Origin of the sequence: Marinifilum fragile, assembly GCF_963677365.1 — a bacterium.
GTDB classification, from domain to species: Bacteria; Bacteroidota; Bacteroidia; order Bacteroidales; family Marinifilaceae; genus Marinifilum; species Marinifilum fragile.
In genome coordinates, this window is the sequence record NZ_OY781962.1 from 1563788 (window position 1) to 1585432 (window position 21645).

A 21645-nucleotide genomic window follows, 5' to 3' on the forward strand; every position below is an offset into this window, starting at 1 on the left:
TATTGATTTAGATATTAATATTTAACTCCATCCCAAAGTAGGGAGATGCTGATCTTTTCACTCGAAATCCGTCTTTTCTATTATAATCAGGATAGTAATACAGTATTCTATTTACATAAAAGGCCAAACGCATATTCTGATTTATTAATTTTGTAACCTTCAAATTGTAATCAATTGTAATGGGAACTCGCTCGGTATCGAAGGCATTATCACTTGGCTTTTCATACAAGTGTTTTAGGATTGGATCCTGAGTATCTGCCTCTGTATACTCAAATTTATTGTCGTTCATATCTATATAATAACTTGGCATTCCATTATGTGGCGAATACTTCCAACTGGTATACCATAACACTTGGAAAGTTGACGAGAAGATTAAGCCCAATTCATCAATTTGAGTATCGAATCGGAAATTGGTATTGAACTGTTCATACTCTCGAGATGTATCCCATTCGTAATATCCCATGTAAGGGTAATCATCCCCTCCTATTACTACCGAAGAGGTTTTATATCTTGGTGCATCACTTCCATACTTCATATACATCCAGGCTCCATTAATCGAAACACGAGATTTAATAGCCTCAATACGCCCTAAATCGAGCTGATATTCTATTCCTTTCTTTTCTTCTCTGGAACCATTTTTAGACTGACCATAGCTCACAAATCTTTTGTATTGCTTATAATCGAACATATCAATAGTGGGTGGTGCATTTAATGTTGATGGATCTGGTCCGGATTCAATGATATATTTTTTAAAACTGAATAGGTCATAATTACTCATTCGTCTTAATCCCTCGCTCATTTCTTCTTTATAAGCAGTAATGTCAAACTTGATTTTACCTGATTTAAATTCCAAACCAACTTCCATTTTTTGATTTCTGTTCGGCTTTAAGGCAAAGTTGGTAGGATCAATAATCTTGGTTTTGTAATGCATTTGTCTCAACTGATCGTTCTGAGAATAAAAATTAAGCTGAACTGCATCGTAATACACCTTATTAGGATACAAATGCGATAAGGTTGGGAATTTAGTATGCCACCCAAAACCTGTTCTTACACTAAGCTTACTTAATTTGTCGAATATCATAAACGACGGAAATTGCCAGCTTAAATTGAATCGAGGATCTAAGTAGAACTTATTGCTAATGCAGTACTTATCAGAAACATTTAGCAAAGAAGCAGCTCGTACACCTACTCGTATCTTTAATCGGTTTAGACCAATAGGAACCAAAAGGTTCTCTTCAGCATAAATGGCCAATTCTTCCATAGCAGGAATGTCTTTTGCTGGTCTTGGACGACCATTACCTGCATAAAGTGGGCGTGTTACATCAAAAACCTCCCCTCTACCAAAGTTCTTATTGTACCTCCAATCAGCACCAACAATTAAATTGTGATTGGTTCCCAACACATCAAAATCTAATTTGGAATTTAGATTTGCAAAAAGGAAAACTGGTTTTCCCTCTATTTTTAGATTTGCCAAATATGAAGCTGGTAAGAATTCTCCATAATACTCTCCTTCCTCTTTTTCAATCAGTATTGGACTCATTCTTCCGGTTCTATACCTTCTAATCTTTTTATTTTCGAATGTATATGAACCTGAAACAGAAAAATTAATATTCTTTACAATACCTCTATCAAAATAGTAATTCAGGTTTGATGCCAATCGATACTTGTTGTAATCATTTTTATAGAATTCATCTTTAGTATCATTCTCTTCATCGCGCTTGCTTTCATCAAAAGATCCGGTGTAGTTTATGTTTGTTTTTAACTTTAACATACCCGAGTTGGTATTCCAAACATCCTTAAATCTTAACGAAGCAGTCATTCTACTGTAATTGGTCATTACATTACGAGGATCGGATTTATAATTTATATAGTCAAGATTAACATTCAATGTCTTGTTACCAAACTCGAAACCTTTACCCAAAGCAAACAATTTCATTCCTGAATTGGCTTTGGCACGAAGTTCCAAAGGTTTCTTTTTATAGCTACGTTGTATGTTCACCAGACCACTCGATAATGAGCCATAAGCAACAGAAGGAATCCCTCTAACAATTTCAACACTCTCAATATCGTCCGTTGGAATCATTCTCATATCAATACCTTTACCAGTGGTGTTTCTATACACCAGATAGTCATCTGATGTATTAGTATAGGTAACTGCACCACTAACGGTTTGCAACTGTGCATCATTTGACAAAGGCGTACCATCAACCACAAAGGCAGTACCCAATGATGAATTATATGTATTTTCTCTATTGGATATTTTCGCGGTCTCAACGGGTGCTCGAAGAGAAATTAGGTTCATTGAGGTTAAACTTCTGTTGGAAGATACACCTCCTGGCAATAACTCAAGAATATCTGCAAAACTGGATGGCTGCAGATGATTAAGCGCGTCTTTTTTAATGACTGAAGATGTTCCATTTTCTCGTGATTCCTCAGCAATAACAGTTACTTCTGATAAATCTTGCGATTCCACACTCATATGCAATGTGAATGGATTTCTTAGTTCAGTAAGGGAAATGGTATCTTGTATTTTTTTGTAACCCAAGCACGAAACAATAATGGTGTATTCTCCATTTTGTACATTATCAATACTAAACTCTCCCTTTAAGTTGGTAGTCGACCATTTTTGCGATTCGTTGAGTACAACCGTTGCAAAAGCAATGGCTTTACCCGATTCTTTTGACAGAACCCTACCCTTTACACTTTGATGAGTTTGAGAAATAGCTTGCGATGGTATCATTGCAATACCAAACACAAACAATAATATAAGAGAACTTAGTTTCATGTTAATCCAACAGTTTTGTCAATTTGTTAGCCCATATATGGTGGGTACTTAAATTTTATTAAGACTAACTCTTAATAAGTCCAACAAAAGTATATTGGATTATAAGTCTGCACAATCCTCATTTATGATGATAAAATTCTGATGAAACCACAAGATGTAGTGAGAAAGCAAAAGCCTTACTCAAATAATTTGGCAAGACTTACTTTATTAACTAAATACATTTTAATTAGCATATCGTATTTAATTGTCAACCAACATATATTTTAACCTAAAGGTTCCACATAAACCTCATATTAGGAATAATCTTCTTCGAGACATTTTAATACTCATAACGAATGCCGATAGCACAAACAAATATTAGAATATTCTCATAGTTTCAACTTAAAATAAGTAAAAAATACAGCCACATAAAAGCAGCTGTATTAATAAATAGAAATCAAATGATCGAGTTGAATTGGGCTTTTTAAACTCCATATTCCACAAGGTTTACAAAACGTCTATATCTTTTTATAAAAACGTTTAAAGGTTTTGACTAAAACGTATAAACGATTTTTATAAGATGCTTAGACGAATAAAAAAACATCTGGGAAACCAATACGATTCGCTATTCTGCTTTGGTATATTTTAGGGTAAGTAGCATATCTTTTAAGTCGCTACCCGGGCGAAAGTTAATTTTGGCTTTTTTAATTAAAGAAGCATGAAATTTCTCTTCTGTTTCCGCTCCTTCGCTCTTCACTGAAACCTGAAAAGAACCAAAATCGCCAAAACGAACGATTTCGCCAGATGCAAGATGTCGAGAAAGAAGTTTGGTAAGATCGTTCAAAACTGCCATAACATCGGTATCGCTTACCGTAGTTGAGCCTTGCGAGATCTCTTTGCTTAGATCTTTAAAAGTGACTTCACCACTGGCCTTGGCATTTGCATACCATTTTTTAGGTTCGGTAGGTTTACTTGGATTTCCTTTTGCACTAACTGAATATTTTACTGACATAGGGTTAAAATTAAAATGATTATTATCAAGTTCTGTTTTTGTCACTCTGAGATTCCATATAACAACTCAATGTACAAGTATTGAAACTGTCATAAAAATTTCATTATCAAATCTATGTATGATAATTAAATTGTACAATCATCATTTATGAGGATATTAACAACAATTGAATCATGAGAATTAATGAGAAACAAAAAACCTCACCGAAGTAACTCCGATAAGGCCATTCAACTAACAAAATCCAAATTAACAACTTATACACGAAGCAATCTAAAACGTATTTTGCACCTATTATTAGTCAGTAATAGCCATTTATGTGCTTTATGAGACTATTAACCAAGCTTACATGGCTTCTTCCGCTTTTATAATATGATGCATCAATGCATACACAGTTAATCCTGAAATGGTTTTAATACCTAATTTACTGGTAATGTTTTTACGATGCGTTATTACTGTATTAATTGATATAAAGAGTTGATCAGCAATCTCTTTATTTGAAAAACCTAGTGCAACAGCTTTTAAAACATCTCTTTCCCTATCACTTAAGGTAAGAGAATCTTCCTCTTGCTGTTCATTTGCTTTAGGAGCATAAAAGAACTGCTGCAATTTATCTACTACCTCTTTTCTGCTACATGAATAAGAAATAAAATGATCACACACACAAGAAGAAAATTGCTGTTTGCCTATTAAAATGGTAGTGTTTAATCCAAATGAGTTTTTCACATATTCAAGACAGTCTACTTTTCTTTGTTTTTGCAGAATATCTTCACTTAGAATTAAATAATCCATATTCTCATCTTTTTGAAGAAAATATTCCAATTCATCGAAAGTCCCCACCTCATGCAACTCTGATTCTATGCCAATTACATTTAAAAGTGTTTTAACTCCCAGCCGTACCAAATATTGTTCCGAGGCGATAACCGTATGTAATTTTCTCTCCTCAAACTCCATAATATTCCAATACTTTTTGCTCTAACATCTTTACTTTCGGAATCAATACTTTTTCTTCCATTCTTGTATGCTCTTCAATATCATACTCGAATTGAAATAGCTCTGTCAAAAGATGTTCGCAATCATCTTCACAGTTTAAAGGTGGTAAGAAACGTATAATCAGGCTCTTCAAGTCTGCTAACTTAATTTCAAGACTATCGTGGTTTCGCTCATAAACTTCTATAGGTTCGTGTTTTATTTTTTCTAGAAGCTCTTTGGTACAAGTATTTATACTCAACGACCTTTCTAAATCAATTACATATGGGAATATGCGTTTTTCCTCCTCTTTAAAATGATTTTCAATGTCAATTTTATACTCATTAAAAAAATGTTTTAACAAATTTATGTTTCTGCTATTTTCATCTTGAGCTTCCCTTTCCATTTTATCAATAAAAAGTTCGATATGTGGCACTTTTGACGTCAAATAGTAAGTATGCGTATTTGTAAGATAATCTACCATTACATCGACATCAAAATCGCTTAAGTGATTATTGGGAAAATAATTCGAATTGTGATAAGAATTTAAAATTTCCAAAAAAAAGGTGGCATTCACATTTTTGTCTGCACATACCTCATCAACCGTTTTATTCCCAAATCCCAACTTAATACCAAACCGTGAAATAATGGGTAGCAACTGATAATTTTTTAGGATTATCTCTGCCATTTTACTATTCTTTGTAAAGGACACCATTTACATTTTATTTGTTAATTTGATTTTGTGCAAATTAGTATGACTTTATAAGAATAATCATTTCTATTTATTAAGTAAATCATACTTTCTTGCAGTACAAAATTACTTGAAGCAAATCGCAGATAAAATCCCTATATGTTATGATTTTTAGCAAAAGAAAAGGCCTTCCAAATGGAAGGCCTTTCTATATGATTTATCTAATATGATTAGATAGCGTCTACAATTGCATTTAATATAGCTGATGGACGCATTGCTTTGAAAGCCATTTCTTCGTTTGGCATAAAATAACCACCAATGTTCATTGCAGAACCTTGAGCATCATTCAATTCCTTAACGATTTTCTCTTCGTTAGCTTGCATTTCAGCAGCAACCTTCCCGAATTTCTCTTTCAACTCAACATCTTTATCTTGAGCAGCTAATGCTTCAGCCCAATACATAGCTAAGTAGAAGTGAGAACCACGAGTATCCAATTCATTTACTTTACGTGATGGTGATTTTCTTTCATCCAAGAATTTGGTTACACCAGCATCCAAAGTATCAGCAAATAGCTGAGCTTGCTCGTTGTTGAAGTTGTTAGCGATGTGCTCAAAAGATACACCTAATGCCAAGAACTCACCAAGAGAATCCCAACGCAAGTGACCTTCTTTTTCGAACTGCTGTACGTGCTTAGGAGCTGATCCACCTGCACCAGTTTCGAATAAACCACCACCATTCATCAATGGAACGATAGATAACATCTTAGAAGAAGTACCAAGTTCAAGAATTGGGAACAAATCAGTTAAGTAGTCACGCAATACGTTACCTGTTACCGAAATTGTATCTTCACCTTTACGGATTCTTTCCAATGATACAGTAATTGCATCAACTGGAGTAAGGATACGAATATCTAAGCCTTCAGTATCATGATCTTTTAAGTACTTGTTTACTTTAGCGATTAACTGAGCATCGTGAGCGCGGTTTTCATCTAACCAGAAAATTGCTGGAGAACCAGTTGCTTTAGCTCTATTTACAGCCAATTTAACCCAATCCTTAATTGGAGCATCTTTCACCTGACACATTCTGAAGATATCGCCAGTTTCAACAGCTTGTTCCATATAAACTGTTCCGTCAAAATCTATAACGCGAATTGTACCTTCACCTTGTGCATAGAAAGTTTTATCATGTGATCCGTATTCTTCAGCTTTTTTAGCCATCAAACCAACGTTTGATACCGATCCCATAGTAGCTACATCGTAAGCTCCGTTTTTCTTGCAATCGTCGAAGCAAACCTGATACATAGTAGCATAACATCTGTCTGGAATTAATGCTTTGGTATCCTGAAGTTCACCTGCAGGGTTCCACATTTTTCCACCATCACGAACTACAACTGGCATCGATGCATCGATAATTACGTTGTTTGGAACGTGTAAGTTGGTAATTCCTTTATCTGAATCAACCATAGCCATATCTGGACGTGACTTGTACACTTCCATTATATCAGCTTCGATTTCTGCTTTCTTGTCTGCTGGTAATTTTTCAATCTTAGCATAAAGATCACCCAAACCATTGTTGAAGTTCACTCCTAATTCCTTAATTGTATCAGCGTGCTTAGCGATAGCTTCTTCGTAGAATACCTCTACAGCATGCTTAAACATTTCAGGATCAGAAATCTTCATCATAGTTGCTTTAAGGTGTAAAGACCAAAGTAGTCCTTCTTCTTTAGCAGCTTCAATTTCCTTTTTGTAGAATGCACGCAATGCTTTCACATTCATTGTAGCTGTATCGATAACTTCACCAGCTAACAATTCTTGCTTTTCTTTTAATACTGTTACATTACCTGCATTGTCAACAAACTCGATACGTACATTGGTATCTTTCTCAATAGTTACTGACTTTTCAGAACCATAAAAATCCTTTTCAGTCATGTGAGCTACATGAGATTTAGAATCTGCAGACCATGCTCCCATTCTGTGTGGATTCTTCTGAGCAAACTTCTTAACAGAAGCAGCAGAACGACGATCTGAGTTACCTTCACGTAACACAGGGTTTACTGCACTACCCAATACTTTCGCGAATCGTGCTTGAAGTTCTTTCTCTTCAGCAGTTTTTGCTTCCTCAGGATAGTTAGGAATGTTATATCCTTTTTCCTGTAATTCAGCAATTGCAGCTTGCAACTGAGGAATTGAAGCACTGATGTTTGGCAACTTAATAATGTTAGCCTCTGGAGTTAATGACAACTCTCCCAATTCAGCCAAATAATCAGGAATTCTCTGATCTTCAGTTAAATTTTCAGGAAAATTAGCAATAATTCTACCTGCTAAAGAAATGTCTTTAGTTTCAATTTCAATGCCTGAAGTTTTAGTAAAGGCTTTGATAATAGGCAACAATGAATATGTTGCCAAGGCTGGAGCTTCATCAATCTTGGTATAGATTATCTTTGCTGTCTGTGCCATGTTGGTTGTTGTTTTGTGTGTTTTAAATTAAAAATAGTCTGTTTAACTCTTTTATGTAAGAATTAAGCACAATTCAAACTTGTGGTAAACATAGATATTTTTTTTAATTCCCAATTTAAAAGAGCTTAATTTTTAACGATTTATTTCTTTAATTATAAGTAGCTATAAATAAGGCCCATGAATGAGTTCACGAGCCTTATTTAGTCTAAATGTCATATGCTATATAACCTATTTATGCTTTTCTATTCAAAATCGAGGGAGAATTTTTGTTTTAACACTGCCAAAGCGGGATTTTTCTTGCACAAATAATTATATCTGTCGGTATCTGTAAACATCCTTTTGGTTTTTGTTGTTGTAGACTTTATTGTCTCCACCGATATTGAATCGTTGTTATATATTCTTCTGAAATAATTTTGTAATTCTAACAATACACTATTGATATCGTCTTCCTGAAGCGGATTACTCACCTTCAAAACAATCTTATTATCAGCAAGTTCAGGTTGATTCACAGTTAATGCTAACCTTATCCTTTCACTCTTATTTTTGATTCTGGCAAACTCCTTAAGTTGCGCAAAAACTCCAGTATTACTATACTCGGCATTCATATAAGCACCCTTTGCATCAGAGACTTCCGCTCCGTTCTCTTTAGGTTTGCTTACAGTTTGAGGTCTTTGAATACCAGATCTTAGTGCTTGCTTAATTGATACCGTAGAAGTATATGTATTTCTAGCTACACCGGTATCAACACTTGTCTTATAATCTGCTTTAACAGGATTACCATGGTTCTGTATAGTGGTTGACACCTTACTCCCACTTTTCTGTACAGTTTGTGTAGCAGTAAGAGTTCTTCCATCAATAGCAATCCTCAATAATTTCCTGGAATTCTTTTTTAAACTAGCTCCTTTTTTTTTTGATTCAATTATCTGGGACAATTGAATTAAACTAAGCTCGATTAATAAGCGTGGATTCTGACTGGATTTATATCCAACATCGCATTGGTTAAGTATCATGAGAGCCTCATACAAGAAATCGACTGGGCATTTCTTTGACTGATCGACATACTTCTGCTTCACACTCTCACTCACTTCTAATAATTGTATGGTAGCTTCATCTTTTCCAACCAACACATCACGAATGTGAGCACTTAGCCCTCCAATGAAATGATGTCCATCGAAACCTTTCTCAAAAATCTCATTAAGCATTACCAAAACATCAGTAATCTTTCCTTCCAATGCTGCATCAACAATACGGAAATAATAATCGTAATCCAGTACATTTAAATTCTGAATCACATTTTCGAAAGTGATTTCTTTGCCAGAAAAACTTACAATCTGATCGAAAATAGAAAGAGCGTCACGCATTGCTCCATCAGCTTTCTGACCAATTACATTTAAAGCTTCTTCGTCAATACTAACAGATTCTTTCTCTGCAATATTCTTAAGATGCTTCACTGCATCTTCCACTTTAATACGATTAAAATCGAAAATCTGACAACGCGATAAAATGGTTGGTAAGATCTTATGCTTTTCGGTGGTTGCCAATACAAAAATTGCATGAGCCGGTGGTTCTTCCAATGTTTTCAAGAAAGCATTAAATGCAGATGCCGACAACATGTGAACCTCATCAATAATATATATGCTATAACTTCCGATTTGCGGAGGTATTCTTACCTGATCAATTAAGGTACGAATATCATCCACTGAGTTATTCGAAGCAGCATCCAATTCATGAATATTGTATGAACGGTTCTCATTAAAGGCCTTACAAGATTCACACACGTTACAAGCTTCAAAATCAGAAGAGATATTTGAACAATTTATGGTTTTAGCAAAAATACGCGCACAAGAGGTTTTACCTACTCCTCTTGGACCGCAAAACAAATAGGCATGTGCCAAATGATTGTTTTTGATCGCATTTTTTAAGGTAACGGTAATAGACTCCTGACCCACAACAGTTGAGAAGGTTGAAGGACGATATTTTCGAGCTGAAACAATAAAATTTTCCATATATATAATAGGACCAATAAATGGTCGATTTTCTTTTTCGAATTTCAAATATACAGAATCAATATCAATAAAACATCACTTATTGAAGAAGATTTTTTAAGCTTTTTGGGGGAACTTTTTGTTATCCTCGATAACACAATAAATTAGATTCTATCTTCAATAAAAAAGACTTCTAAAACTAGAAGTCTTTATAGATTTTTTTTCTTTAATCTTAAGCATATTCTCTACTTATGCCACCGTATCGTAGCGCGAAACTCGATGTACGCCCTTTATTCTACGAAGTTTTACCATTAAAGTATTCAAATGTTCAATATTCGATACAACAACAGTAAGGTTTCCTTCGAAGCTTCCTGCATTGGTTTCAACCGAAATGGATCGCATCTGAACTCGCAAATCTTTCGTAATCACCTCTGAAATATTGGTTACCATACCCAATTCATCATCACCAGTAATATGAAGAACTGCTTGGTATGAAGCCGCACCTTTCTCTGTCCAATTGGCTTTAACCACACGATAAGGATACCTGCTCATCATCTCTTTAGCATTAGAGCAGCCAACCCTATGAATACGAATGCCTTTTCCAATAGTAATGAAGCCAAAAATATCATCCCCAAAAATTGGATTACAACATTTTGAAAGCGTATAATCTACATTTGCAATATTCTGATCTACAATTAAAATATCCTCTCCCGAAGTTTGAGTGGTTCTGGATTTGTAATCAGGCAATTCTTCCGGAGTCTTTTCTGGTACAATTTCCTCTCTGGTTAGAATATCTTTTATTTCTGACAAATCATGAAGCTCGGTAGCAATACCATAATACAAATCTACAGCAAGCTTATATTTATATTTTGTCATCAGTTTGCGGATATTCTCATCACAGAACTCAATCTTCCAATTCTTCATCCTACGCTTCAAGGTTTCCTTGCCCAAATCTGCCTCCTTGAGCATTTCCTCTTTCATCGACTGGCGAATCTTGTTCTTTGCCTTTGTGGTAATAACAAAATTCAACCAATCAGACTTTGGTTTTTGAGTATTGGAAGTTGTAATGGCAACCTGATCTCCATTTTTCAACTCATGACGAATGGAAACATTTTTTTGGTTTACAGTTCCCCCAATACATTTTCCACCTAAATCAGAGTGAATGGAATAAGCAAAATCCAATAATGTGGCTCCAAGTGGCAATTGCTTTAAATCCCCTTTCGGCGTAAATACATATATCTCCTTGTTGTATAAGTCGGCTTTAAATTTGTCAATCAAGTCAATTGAATCACTTTCTTGACTCTCCAAAACCTCACGAATATCCTGCAACCAATTGTCTAATCCACCATCGCCTTTATCTCCTTTGTATTTCCAGTGAGCAGCGAAACCTTGCTCAGCAATTTTATTCATTCGTTTGGTACGAATCTGAACTTCAACCCAACGTTTATCAGGACCTAATACAGTTGTATGTAAAGATTCATAACCATTCGATTTTGGAATGGTAATCCAATCTCGCAAACGCTCAGGATTTGGTCTGTACAAATCACTAACCGCCGAGTACACTTTCCAACATTCCGATTTTTCTTTCTTAGGAGAAGCTTTTAGAATAATACGAATGGCAAAAATATCATATACTTCTTCGAACTCCACCTGCTTCTTTTTCATCTTATGCAGAATGGAAGCAATGGTCTTGGTTCTGGCTTTTACCTTATATTTTACACCTAACTGATCAAGTTCTTTTTTTATCGGATCCACAAAATCGTTAATAAACTTTTCTCGTTCCTCTTCCGAATCCTTTAGTTTTTGAACAATTTCGAAATAAATATCAGGCTGAAGATAACGCAAAGCCAAATCTTCCATATCCGACTTCACATTGTACATGCCTAAACGGTGAGCCAATGGAATGTATAAGAATTCAATCTCTTTTGCCAGGGAAGTTTGTTCTTCCTTTGATTTGTGCTCCATATTTCGCAAATGGAACAATCGATCCGCCAAAATGATTAGAACTACTCGAACATCATCAGCAAAGCTAAGCAACAGTTTTCTAAAATTCTCGGTATGTTGAGTCAGGTTTTGACTGTAGATATTTGTCACCTTAACCAGTCCTGTAATAATATGAGTTACCTTTTCTCCAAATAGCTCTTTTATCTCATCAATATCAACTTGTTCTTTTTGAACAAGATCATATAGCAATGCACAGATAACAGATGTACGTCCAAGCCCAAGCTCTTCAACTACTATTTGGGCTACTGACAATGATCGGTATATAGCCGGATCGCCATTACTTCTTCTCTCACCTTCGTGATCTTGTAAACTTAAATCAAATGCTTTTCTTACCAGCTTGATATCCGCTCTGGTAACGATGTTTTTACAGGTCTTAAGTAAGCGTTTGTATCTTAATAATATTTGCCTTCTTTCTTCTTCTTCCCTATTTAATTCTGTCATAATTGTCTCACTTAATCAAGAGATTTTCACATATCGGCACGTAACGAAAAATGTTTTTAAGTCCTGCTTCTATAATTTTATGAAATTTTTATTTCTATCGCTTTTTTAAAGCTCAATAAAAGTATAAAAGCTATTAAAAACAGACAAGAAGATTAATACTTTTTAACGTATTTAAATGCTTAAAGAATTTACGAAAAAATAATGAAATGGCAGGTCTCAACTCATTATCAATTCGTTGTTAATTTATTGCTCATTGAGTATAAAAAACTGCTCGGATTTCTTAAATTTGTTAGCTCAGCATATGAATAAACAGCTAATGGACACTGGAAAATTAAAGCACATACTCTTCACTCGAAAACTTACCGATAATCATTATGAGTTCGGAAAAAAACTGGGATTATCATTAGAAGATCATCCTTTCATTGACATTGAGTTAAGCGATTTAACTAGTGAAACAATCGAAAACCTAAAAACACACGAGAATGCATCCTGGATATTTACCAGTAAAAATTCCGTAAAGAGTTTGCTAAAATCTATTCCTGATATTTCGAATTATTCAAGTCGAAAATGTTTCGCTGTCGGTGAAAAAACTGCCGAAGAACTCCTAGAACACAATTTTGAAGTAATTGTTCCCGAACATCACAATGCGCTTTCTTTGTTAGACAGACTAGAGCAAGAACCTTCGGGGATCTCATATTTCTATTTCTCCGGAAATATGCGCAGGAAAACCATCACCAACTTTTTTAATGAAAACGAAATCAAGTATCAGGAAATTGAATGTTATATTACGCATTTGATTCAACCGGAATTAAAACTTGATCAGTTTGATGCGGTTTGTTTTTGCAGTCCAAGTGCAGCTGTGAGTTTCTTCTCAAAATATCAACTCAGTGAAGACATCCCATGTATTGCCATTGGAAATACCACTGCTGTTAAACTGTTAGATTACACCGAAAATGTAGCCATGTCGGAAAAAACTAACATCTATTCAATGCTTGAAATTTGTAATGAATATTTAAATTCTTAAAACCATACACTATGTATCAATACAAAAGAAGTTCCGAACTATTCGATGAAGCGAACAAATACATTCCTGGAGGTGTAAATTCTCCGGTGAGGGCTTTTAAATCGGTTGGAGGAACTCCTGTTTTTATCGAAAAGGCAAAAGGCAGCATTTTAACTGATGCTGATGGAAATGAGTATATCGATTATATCTCATCATGGGGACCAATGATCTTAGGTCATGCCTACCCAAAGGTGATTGAAGCAATTAAAGCGAAAGTTGAGGATTCAACCTCATTTGGTGCTCCAACTGAATTGGAAATTGATATTGCCAAACTAATTGTGGAAATGGTTCCAAACATCGATAAAGTTAGAATGGTAAACTCGGGAACTGAGGCATGTATGAGTGCCATTCGTGTTGCCAGAGGTTATACTGGTCGTAACAAATTCATCAAGTTCGAAGGATGTTATCACGGTCATGCCGATTCTTTTCTGATTAAAGCAGGTAGTGGTGCAAGTACATTTGGTGTACCAAACTCTCCAGGGGTTACTCCGGGAACTGCCAACGACACGCTGACTGCAAAATACAACGACATCGAAAATGTAAGACAATTGGTTGCTGAAAATAAAGATGAAATTGCAGCTATTATTATTGAACCAATTGCAGGTAACATGGGTTGTGTTCTTCCTAAAAAAGGATTTTTGGAAGATTTGCGTGAGCTTTGTGATCAGGAAGGAATTCTATTGATCTTCGACGAGGTAATGAATGGTTTCCGTTTGGCAAAAGGTGGTGCTCAAGAGTATCTAGGTATTAAAGCTGATTTGGTAACTTTCGGTAAAGTAATTGGTGGTGGTATGCCTGTTGGTGCTTATGCTGGTCCTGATGAAATCATGAAAGTTGTTTCTCCTCTTGGACCTGTATACCAAGCCGGAACTCTATCAGGTAATCCAATTGCCATGATTGCTGGTTACACTCTTCTTAAAGAGTTGAACGAGAATCCACAATATTTTACTGAACTGGAAGAAAAAACTGAATACCTGCACAAAGGCTTGGAAAAAGTATTTGCAGAATCGGGATTCGATTACAAGATTAACCGTTGCGGATCGATGATTAGCGTTTTCTTTACCGATGTTGAGGTAGTTGATTTCGATACGGCAGCAACCGCTAACAATGAGAAATTCCCTCAGTTCTTCCACGAAATGTTGAAAAGAGGTATTTACCTTCCTCCTTCATCATTCGAGAGTTATTTCTTATCAAATTCTCTTACTTACGAAATGTTAGACAAAACAATTCAGGCAGCTAAAGAGTCTTTAGAAGCCATGAAATAAAAACAATTTGAGAGCCTCACAAGAAGTGAGACTCTCAATAAATCATATTCTTTATGGATATCTCAATCTAGACAAAGTATCCAAAGAAGAAACTCACTAACCAAACACCCCGGCAAAATGATGATCACCAAACAGAACCTACTCGAAACTCACAAGAGAATAAAAGATTACATACACCGAACCCCTATTCTAAGCTCACAACTAATAAACGAAATAGTAGGAGCTGAACTTTTCATTAAGTGTGAAAACTTTCAGAAGATGGGTGCTTTTAAAATGCGCGGTGCCAGCAATGCCATTCTCCAACTATCAAAAACCGAAAAAGAATTTGGTGTAGCTACCCACTCATCCGGTAATTTCGCGCAAGCCTTGGCACTGGCAGCCAAATTACATGGCATTAAAGCTTATGTTGTAATGCCATCAAACGCACCCAAAATTAAGAAAGCAGCAGTCCGAGGTTATGGTGGTGAAATCATAGAATGTGAAGCCAATTTACAAGCCAGAGAAAGTACTTTAAACGATGTGGTAAACAAAACTGGAGCCATTTTTCTTCATCCTTACAATGATTATCATGTAATTCAAGGGCAAGGAACTGCAGCAATGGAGCTAATTGAAGATTACCCTGATTTGGATAGTATTTTTGCTCCTGTTGGAGGTGGTGGTTTATTGGCAGGAACGGCTTTGGCAGCTCATCATTTTTCGCCAAATACAAAAGTAATCGCCGGTGAACCTATGGGGGCTGATGATGCCTGGCAATCATTGCAAAAAGGGGAAATTGTTCCTCAAACCAATCCCAATACTATTGCCGATGGTTTATTGACTTCTCTTGGCGACAAAACTTTCCCTATCATCAAAGAGCATGTTAAAGATATTGTAAGAGTGGAAGAAGAGGAAATTGTTTCGGCTATGAGATTGATTTGGGAGCGAATGAAGATTGTTGTAGAACCATCTAGTGCCGTCGCTCTTGCTGCGCTAATCAAAGAGAAAGAAAAGTACCAAAATCAGAAAATCGGCATCATCATTTCGGGTGGAAATGTTCAGCTCGATAAATTGCCTTTTTAAGAATAATCATTCATGGACCTAAAGAAATTGCTAGATCCTTTTCCCATAAAAAAGGAGGCTGAATTGGCGGCACAAAGTATTGCGAAAGATCCAAAACATGTTCGGCAATTGTGGGAATGGTGTATCAGTAATGAAAAGCATTCCTGGCGTGCCACGTGGTTAATGGATAAGGTTTATGGTATTGATCCCAACTTGGTTCGTCCATACATTCCCAAAATGATTGCTTTGATTCCTAAACTGGAAGATGAAAGTAAACAGAGACAGTACCTAAAATTAATTAGTTACGAACCGCTTCCCAAGAACATTTCGGGTGAGTTTATCAACCGATGTTTCGATCTACTAATTAATGTTACAACTGCAGTTGCGGTTAAAGTTCATGCCATGCAGATTCTTTACAACTTCTCTAGCAGAGAACCTGATATTAAAAACGAACTTGCCCTTATTTTGGAAGAACAAATGGAACAAGGAACAGCAGGATTTTGCTCGAGGGCCAAAAAATTATTAACGACATTAAGATAAGGACCTGTTTATTCTGTCAGTTGTACAAGATTAACTTAAAAAACATCTCCTATATTTTGTCTATCAATAAAAACATTTAACTTGCAATTCTATCTTTACAACCAATACGCTATAAGCAAATGAAGTTAAGCAACAATGATTTCATTACAGAAGAAGAGAAAGAAATCCTCAGGAAAGATGCAATAGATAAAGAGTTTACAAGATTAACAAAACATCTTAAAGTTAAGAGTAGAATTATTAACTTTTATCGAATTGCACTTGCTACCGGACTTATTGGCTTCTCGATATTTTACTACAATATTCGATTTCAGGATGAAGAACAGAAACAGTTTTCGCTGAATAAACAGCAAACTGTTCAGGCTGCTACAAAAATCACAGTAAAAAAGAAGGAGCCAAAAGTAGCAACATCAACTCTATATTTCACAGTGTTTTTTCTAAACGAAAACAATCATCCTTTGGCACAATTTAAATCAAAGGAAAAAGCTTTGAAGTTTTGTGAAATAATAGGCAAAATGGACTTGCCTACTACCACAATTGTTCGCGAAACAACTAAAAGAACAAAAAACAAACTTCAATCTCAAATATACCCTTATAAATATACCGTTCAGTTAGGAGCTTACAATCAGGATTTTCTGAAGGATTTTAAAGATCATTTTATTTGGATGAGTTATCAACAGCAGGATGAATATCACAAATACAGAATAGGTCCTTTCTACGGATATTCAAAGGGTAAACAGTTTATGGGAGCAATCAATTTACAAGACAATTACATACTAGCCTATTAATTTAAAAGCACCAGATGTCATGAATACAATTTCCATCCAGCCGAATATTTCTGAACAAATCTCCAATATCAAGAAAGAAGAGATTCTGCACATTTCCATTCCGGTAGATGTGTATTTGCAGGAAGCTGAAGATTTGGCGCGATGGATGGTGAAAGATTTGGAAAAACTGGCTAAGATTGGGATTACACAAGCCCAGCTGGATAACCTACAGGAAAGAATATCGGCTTTGCGCGAGGCTCAAACCTCTTGGGTTGAAGACAAAAAATCGATGCCTGCCATTCAGGATCAGTGGAACAAAATTGCAATAGCAACGGAAAGTCTAAAACAAGATCTGATCGCATCCTATCGGTTTGCTTTTCGAAATCATCCTGAACTGCTGAGTAAAGTAAATAAAATGGCCAGGAATAAAAAGCAAGTCGATTTGGTTATGGATACAGGAAAATTGGCCATGTTGGGAGAATTCAATTCAAATCTGCTGCAGGCAATTGGTTTTGATATGAACAAGCTGAAACAAGCACAACAACTTAGCGAGGAGTCATCGGACATATTAGCTCAATTGAATAACTTTAAGATAGATGGAAGGGAAACCAAGCACTATCGCGATCAGGCCTATACCTATCTTAAACTCTTGATGAACCAGTTAAAGGAAGGTGGCAAATATACTTTTCGAAATGATCCTGAACGCCTAAAAGGCTACAAAAGCGAATATTTAAATAAAAAGAATCTGCATGCCAGAAGGAAGACTGTTCAAACCCATGAGTAGCATCTCCCAGACGAGCGAAACTTTGTCCCAACCTCGAGGGACTGTTTCCAAGACAGGATTCACAACTTCCCAATCGTAAGGAACTGTTTTCCAGACATGAACTTTAGCATGCGAATCAGCAAAAAGATAGCAAAGATCATAAATACAGTCGTACGAATCGGTAATCGGACTATAAAGATCAGCAATATGATTATGCGAATCACTATAATCCACATGTGGATCACTTAAATATGTATCAAGATCCGATCTTTATGCATTTATTTATGATCTTCACTAGCTCTCTACCGATCTTTATACCTATAATTCTGATTTGCATAGTCATTTTATTGATTCGCATACTCTCTATACTGATTCGCACAAGCTTTTTAGTAATTCGCAAGGTAATTACTATGGGGATATGATACCAAAGATTGGTTGGGGGATAATGCCGAGTAGTTGGGAAGAACTCACTGCTGCTATGGAAAACCTCCCTGACAGTGTGCTTGCTTTGCCTGATGTATGGGAAAGTTCGCTCCATGTGTGTATTGACTTCAAGATCAAAATACAATACCTTTAAATCGTAAAACAAGAAATCATGAAGTTTATTTTTACATCTGATCTGCATGGCAATACATCACTTTATCAAGAACTTAAGATGTTAATTGATAGCAGTGGAGATATTGACTACCTGTTTCTTGGTGGGGATCTGTTTGCGCATACGGGACAGCTCAAGGATCAGATCAATTTTATTGACTCTTACCTAAAAGATTTTCTGAAAGAGATATCCATTAAAACCCTTTTTATTCCCGGTAATATCGATTGGCCAGGCGCCATTCATACCATCAATAAACTGCCGAATGAATATGGCATTCGCGAGATTCATTCCAATGGAATACCTCTAGAAAATAACATGATACTTGCTGGATACCCTTTTGTTCCTCCTGGCCCCCTACATAGAAAGGATTTCGAATTACGGGATTTGAAAACTGATAAGCAAACTCCCATTCCTGATTCATATGTCACCAATAAAATAGGCACACGAAAGTATATTAAAACTAATTATTTCGACAATAAAAAGAGTATTGAGGAAGACTTGCAGCACATCCATGCGCAATGCAAGATTTTGATTACACATTCACCTCCTTTTAGTGAATACCTGGATTTGTGCTATGCAAACAAACATATTGGGAGCAAGGCCATACGAAACAAAATACAAGAACTAATGCCTGACTTAAGTCTGCACGGCCATGTTCACGAATCTCCAAGTATAACAGGAAAGTGGTATGAAAAAATAGGCAACACGATTTCTATTAATGTTGGTTCAGATCAAAACAACTTACATGCTGTTGTGGGAGAAATCAATAACAATGGAATGATCACAAAACTTATACACACTGTTTATGGGAATCTACCAATAGATATTTGAGAAACACATGCAATGTGAAAAAGTTTTACATTGATTCTTACAATCTTTTTACCATACAGATTATTTCCTTAAATTTATTGAGCATAAAATAAAAGTAAAGTAAGATGAAAGCGTTAGAAGAAATGCCTAAATGGATGCTTGACAAATGGCAAGGAATCGCCGACTTGTTGGCAGAAATTCTCTCTATACCTGCTGCTTTAATCATGAAAGCTGAAAATCAGCAAATGGAAGTGTTTATTACCAGTTGTTCGAAGAACAATCCATACAAAGCTGGTGATAAAGAAGACTGGCATGGTTTGTATTGTGAAACAGTAATCAAGTCGAATGAAAAATTATTGGTTGCAAATGCATTAAAAGATAAAGACTGGGATCAGAATCCTGACATTGAATTGAGAATGATTGCCTACCTTGGTTACCCGATTTTATATCCTGATAAATCACCATTTGGCACAATTTGCATTCTGGATAACAAGGAAAACTATTTTTCTTCTGTTCATGAAAAAACTCTAAAGCAATTTAAAGATGTAATTGAACTAGACTTGGCTATGGTAACTTCATTTGAGATAAAATCCTCACAAATGATTCAAACCATAAAAGAACAACAAGATCAACTAAGAAAACAAAACATCGCTTTGCAAAAAGCCAAAGAAAAGGCTGAAGAAGGCAATCGTTTAAAATCGGCCTTCCTACAAAATATTTCTCATGAAATTAGAACTCCTTTGAATGCAGTTGTTGGATTTTCAGAACTATTATCAATGCCTGATTTAACGAAAGAGAAAAGAGATTATTTTTCTTCGGTTATTCTAAAAAACTCAGATCAATTGCTATCAATAGTGTCAGATATCTTAACTGTTTCAGAGATAGAAACAGAACAACATCAAATTAAAATTGAATACACCTGCCTTGATACTATCCTACAAGATCTTGAGGATATCTACAAACAGAGGTACCAAGACAATGCTATTAATTTAATCAAGCATATCCCAGAAAATCTTCGTGAACACAAAATCTATACAGATAAAACCAAGCTGAATCAAATTATTACAAACCTGCTAAATAATGCATACAAATTCACCGAAAAAGGATCGATAGAATTTGGAGTTAATCTTAAAAATGATGTGTATGAATTCTACGTAAAAGATAGTGGAATTGGAATATCGGAAGACATGCAAGATGAGATCTTTAATCGATTTACAAAAAACAACGAAACCATTAGCGAATTGTATGGTGGTATAGGCTTAGGCCTTTCTATATCAAAAGCATTTGTTGAACTGCTTGGTGGAAAAATATGGCTAAAATCGAAAGTAGGTAAAGGTTCCAACTTTTATTTTACCTTGCCTAACCGGTAAGATATACAAAAAGGAGAAAGCTTACTAACTTTCTCCTTTGCTTATCTTTGTAGGGCAGTATAAATACCACCTCAATTCAATTGGCTTATCTCATCCAATCAGATTCTTTTACTTTCTTAACCAAGTACTCCACATTTTCAACAGGAATTGATGGAAGTAAACCATGGCCAAGGTTGAAAATCCACTTGTGATCTTTTCTTCCATAGTTCAAGTAATACTCAAATTCACGATCGATAGCTTCTGGTGTTGATTCCAGTATTCTAGGATCGAAATTTCCTTGTAGAATCATCTCCTCTCCCACAATTCTTCTTACTTCGTGCAATGGCATTTGCCAATCAACGCTAACACAATCACACAAGTCGTAATTCACCATATTAATACCTGTTCCCAATCCTTTCGGCAAGTAAATGGTCTTCACTCCTTTTTCACGAACTGCTCCCAGAATCGCTTTAACCGATGGCAAGAATACTTCTTTGTACAACTCAACAGGAATTAAGCCTGCGTGAGTTTCGAACAATTGAAATGCCTGAACACCGTGTTCAACCTGCTTTAATGCATAATGAATACTCATTTCAGTGATTTTTGCCACCACTTTCTTCATTAATTCTTTATCGCGATAAATCGCTGGAACAAAATCAGGGAAATTTTGATTTCTACTAAACCCCTGATACATGTAACAAAGCGTAGTTAAAGGACCACCACAAAAACCAATCAATGGAATATCCTTAGGCTTAATTTCAAGAATTCTGTCAATTGCTGCATAAATATGATCAAGCTTTTCTGGTTTTTCAGTTAAGAAATTCAAAGGATCAGCAACATCTTTTAACGCCTTTGCAAAGCTTGGACCTTTCCCTTCAAAACTTAACTCCATTCCCAAAGCTTCGGGAATCACAAGAATGTCGGAGAATAGAATTGCAGCATCAACTCCCAAATCATGAATTGGCAACATGGTAACATCAGCAGCCAAATTCGGAGTTTCCATCATCTCTTTAAAACCATAGGTTTCTCTTAGTTTCATGTACGATGGCAATACTCTTCCCGCCTGACGCATAAACCACATAGGTGGTCTTTCTCTTTTAACTCCGTTAATTGTATCTAAAAATAGGCTCATGTGAAAT

General features: G+C 35.7%; 16 protein-coding genes. 8 read left to right on the forward strand and 8 right to left on the reverse strand.

The window, feature by feature from the left end; genetic code table 11:
• Positions 1–7: 7 nt before the first annotated feature.
• From ACKPCA_RS06120 to ACKPCA_RS06150, 7 genes are all read right to left on the reverse strand, one after another.
• Complete coding sequence (locus ACKPCA_RS06120) at positions 8–2785, reverse strand: TonB-dependent receptor (protein ID WP_321281922.1); 2778 nt, start codon at positions 2783–2785, stop codon at positions 8–10.
• Positions 2786–3389: 604 nt separating this feature from the next.
• A complete protein-coding gene (locus ACKPCA_RS06125) occupies positions 3390–3776 on the reverse strand; it encodes an HU family DNA-binding protein (RefSeq protein WP_321281923.1) in 387 nt (128 codons plus the stop codon).
• A 342-nt stretch (positions 3777–4118) separates the two neighbouring features.
• Positions 4119–4727 carry a response regulator transcription factor gene (locus ACKPCA_RS06130; protein ID WP_321281924.1) on the reverse strand — a complete coding sequence of 203 codons (609 nt, stop codon included), beginning with the start codon at positions 4725–4727 and terminating at the stop codon, positions 4119–4121.
• Entirely contained in the window at positions 4717–5430 is a 714-nt protein-coding gene (locus ACKPCA_RS06135) for a hemerythrin domain-containing protein (RefSeq protein WP_321281925.1), read from the reverse strand. The genes ACKPCA_RS06130 and ACKPCA_RS06135 overlap by 11 nt, the downstream gene beginning before the upstream one ends.
• Before the next feature lie 233 nt (positions 5431–5663).
• Positions 5664–7889, reverse strand: a complete 2226-nt coding sequence (locus tag ACKPCA_RS06140; protein ID WP_321281926.1) for an NADP-dependent isocitrate dehydrogenase — start codon at positions 7887–7889, stop codon at positions 5664–5666.
• Between the two features lie 242 nt (positions 7890–8131).
• A complete protein-coding gene (locus ACKPCA_RS06145) occupies positions 8132–9943 on the reverse strand; it encodes a DNA polymerase III subunit gamma/tau (RefSeq protein ID WP_321281927.1) in 1812 nt (603 codons plus the stop codon).
• 180 nt (positions 9944–10123) lie between these two features.
• Positions 10124–12319 (reverse strand): RelA/SpoT family protein, encoded by a 2196-nt coding sequence (locus ACKPCA_RS06150; protein ID WP_321281928.1) that lies wholly within the window; start codon positions 12317–12319, stop codon positions 10124–10126.
• 301 nt (positions 12320–12620) lie between these two features.
• On the opposite strand from ACKPCA_RS06150, the gene ACKPCA_RS06155 reads away from it, so the two are divergent.
• From ACKPCA_RS06155 to ACKPCA_RS06190, 8 genes are all read left to right on the forward strand, one after another.
• A complete protein-coding gene (locus ACKPCA_RS06155; RefSeq protein ID WP_321281930.1) occupies positions 12621–13343 on the forward strand; it encodes a uroporphyrinogen-III synthase in 723 nt (240 codons plus the stop codon).
• An 11-nt stretch (positions 13344–13354) separates the two neighbouring features.
• Positions 13355–14647 carry a glutamate-1-semialdehyde 2,1-aminomutase gene (gene hemL, locus ACKPCA_RS06160; protein ID WP_321281931.1) on the forward strand — a complete coding sequence of 431 codons (1293 nt, stop codon included), beginning with the start codon at positions 13355–13357 and terminating at the stop codon, positions 14645–14647.
• A 117-nt stretch (positions 14648–14764) separates the two neighbouring features.
• Positions 14765–15706 (forward strand): pyridoxal-phosphate dependent enzyme, encoded by a 942-nt coding sequence (locus ACKPCA_RS06165; RefSeq protein WP_321281933.1) that lies wholly within the window; start codon positions 14765–14767, stop codon positions 15704–15706.
• 12 nt (positions 15707–15718) lie between these two features.
• A complete protein-coding gene (locus ACKPCA_RS06170; protein WP_321281934.1) occupies positions 15719–16225 on the forward strand; it encodes a hypothetical protein in 507 nt (168 codons plus the stop codon).
• Between the two features lie 119 nt (positions 16226–16344).
• On the forward strand, positions 16345–17010 hold the full coding sequence (locus ACKPCA_RS06175; RefSeq protein ID WP_321281935.1) for a hypothetical protein: 666 nt from the start codon (positions 16345–16347) through the stop codon (positions 17008–17010).
• 19 nt (positions 17011–17029) lie between these two features.
• On the forward strand, positions 17030–17773 hold the full coding sequence (locus ACKPCA_RS06180; protein WP_321281936.1) for a hypothetical protein: 744 nt from the start codon (positions 17030–17032) through the stop codon (positions 17771–17773).
• A gap of 574 nt (positions 17774–18347) precedes the next feature.
• Positions 18348–19178, forward strand: a complete 831-nt coding sequence (locus ACKPCA_RS06185) for a metallophosphoesterase family protein (RefSeq protein WP_321281938.1) — start codon at positions 18348–18350, stop codon at positions 19176–19178.
• Between the two features lie 104 nt (positions 19179–19282).
• Positions 19283–20527: a GAF domain-containing sensor histidine kinase gene (locus ACKPCA_RS06190; protein WP_321281939.1), complete on the forward strand. Its 1245-nt coding sequence runs from the start codon at positions 19283–19285 to the stop codon at positions 20525–20527.
• Positions 20528–20612: 85 nt separating this feature from the next.
• Here the strand turns inward: ACKPCA_RS06190 and hemE are convergent, their stop codons facing one another.
• Positions 20613–21638, reverse strand: coding sequence for a uroporphyrinogen decarboxylase (gene hemE / locus ACKPCA_RS06195; protein ID WP_321281941.1), 1026 nt, complete (start codon positions 21636–21638; stop codon positions 20613–20615).
• Positions 21639–21645: the final 7 nt, after the last annotated feature.

Excerpts from the sequence above, each read along its gene's own strand:
- ACKPCA_RS06120 (WP_321281922.1), bottom strand. The coding sequence starts at position 2,785 with ATGAAACTAAGTTCTCTTATATTATTGTTTGTGTTTGGTATTGCAATG.
- ACKPCA_RS06125 (WP_321281923.1), bottom strand. The coding sequence starts at position 3,776 with ATGTCAGTAAAATATTCAGTTAGTGCAAAAGGAAATCCAAGTAAACCT.
- ACKPCA_RS06130 (WP_321281924.1), bottom strand. The coding sequence starts at position 4,727 with ATGGAGTTTGAGGAGAGAAAATTACATACGGTTATCGCCTCGGAACAA.
- ACKPCA_RS06135 (WP_321281925.1), bottom strand. The coding sequence starts at position 5,430 with ATGGCAGAGATAATCCTAAAAAATTATCAGTTGCTACCCATTATTTCA.
- ACKPCA_RS06140 (WP_321281926.1), bottom strand. The coding sequence starts at position 7,889 with ATGGCACAGACAGCAAAGATAATCTATACCAAGATTGATGAAGCTCCA.
- ACKPCA_RS06150 (WP_321281928.1), bottom strand. The coding sequence starts at position 12,319 with ATGACAGAATTAAATAGGGAAGAAGAAGAAAGAAGGCAAATATTATTA.
- ACKPCA_RS06155 (WP_321281930.1), top strand. The coding sequence starts at position 12,621 with ATGAATAAACAGCTAATGGACACTGGAAAATTAAAGCACATACTCTTC.
- hemL (WP_321281931.1), top strand. The coding sequence starts at position 13,355 with ATGTATCAATACAAAAGAAGTTCCGAACTATTCGATGAAGCGAACAAA.
- ACKPCA_RS06165 (WP_321281933.1), top strand. The coding sequence starts at position 14,765 with ATGATGATCACCAAACAGAACCTACTCGAAACTCACAAGAGAATAAAA.
- ACKPCA_RS06170 (WP_321281934.1), top strand. The coding sequence starts at position 15,719 with ATGGACCTAAAGAAATTGCTAGATCCTTTTCCCATAAAAAAGGAGGCT.
- ACKPCA_RS06175 (WP_321281935.1), top strand. The coding sequence starts at position 16,345 with ATGAAGTTAAGCAACAATGATTTCATTACAGAAGAAGAGAAAGAAATC.
- ACKPCA_RS06180 (WP_321281936.1), top strand. The coding sequence starts at position 17,030 with ATGAATACAATTTCCATCCAGCCGAATATTTCTGAACAAATCTCCAAT.
- ACKPCA_RS06185 (WP_321281938.1), top strand. The coding sequence starts at position 18,348 with ATGAAGTTTATTTTTACATCTGATCTGCATGGCAATACATCACTTTAT.
- ACKPCA_RS06190 (WP_321281939.1), top strand. The coding sequence starts at position 19,283 with ATGAAAGCGTTAGAAGAAATGCCTAAATGGATGCTTGACAAATGGCAA.
- hemE (WP_321281941.1), bottom strand. The coding sequence starts at position 21,638 with ATGAGCCTATTTTTAGATACAATTAACGGAGTTAAAAGAGAAAGACCA.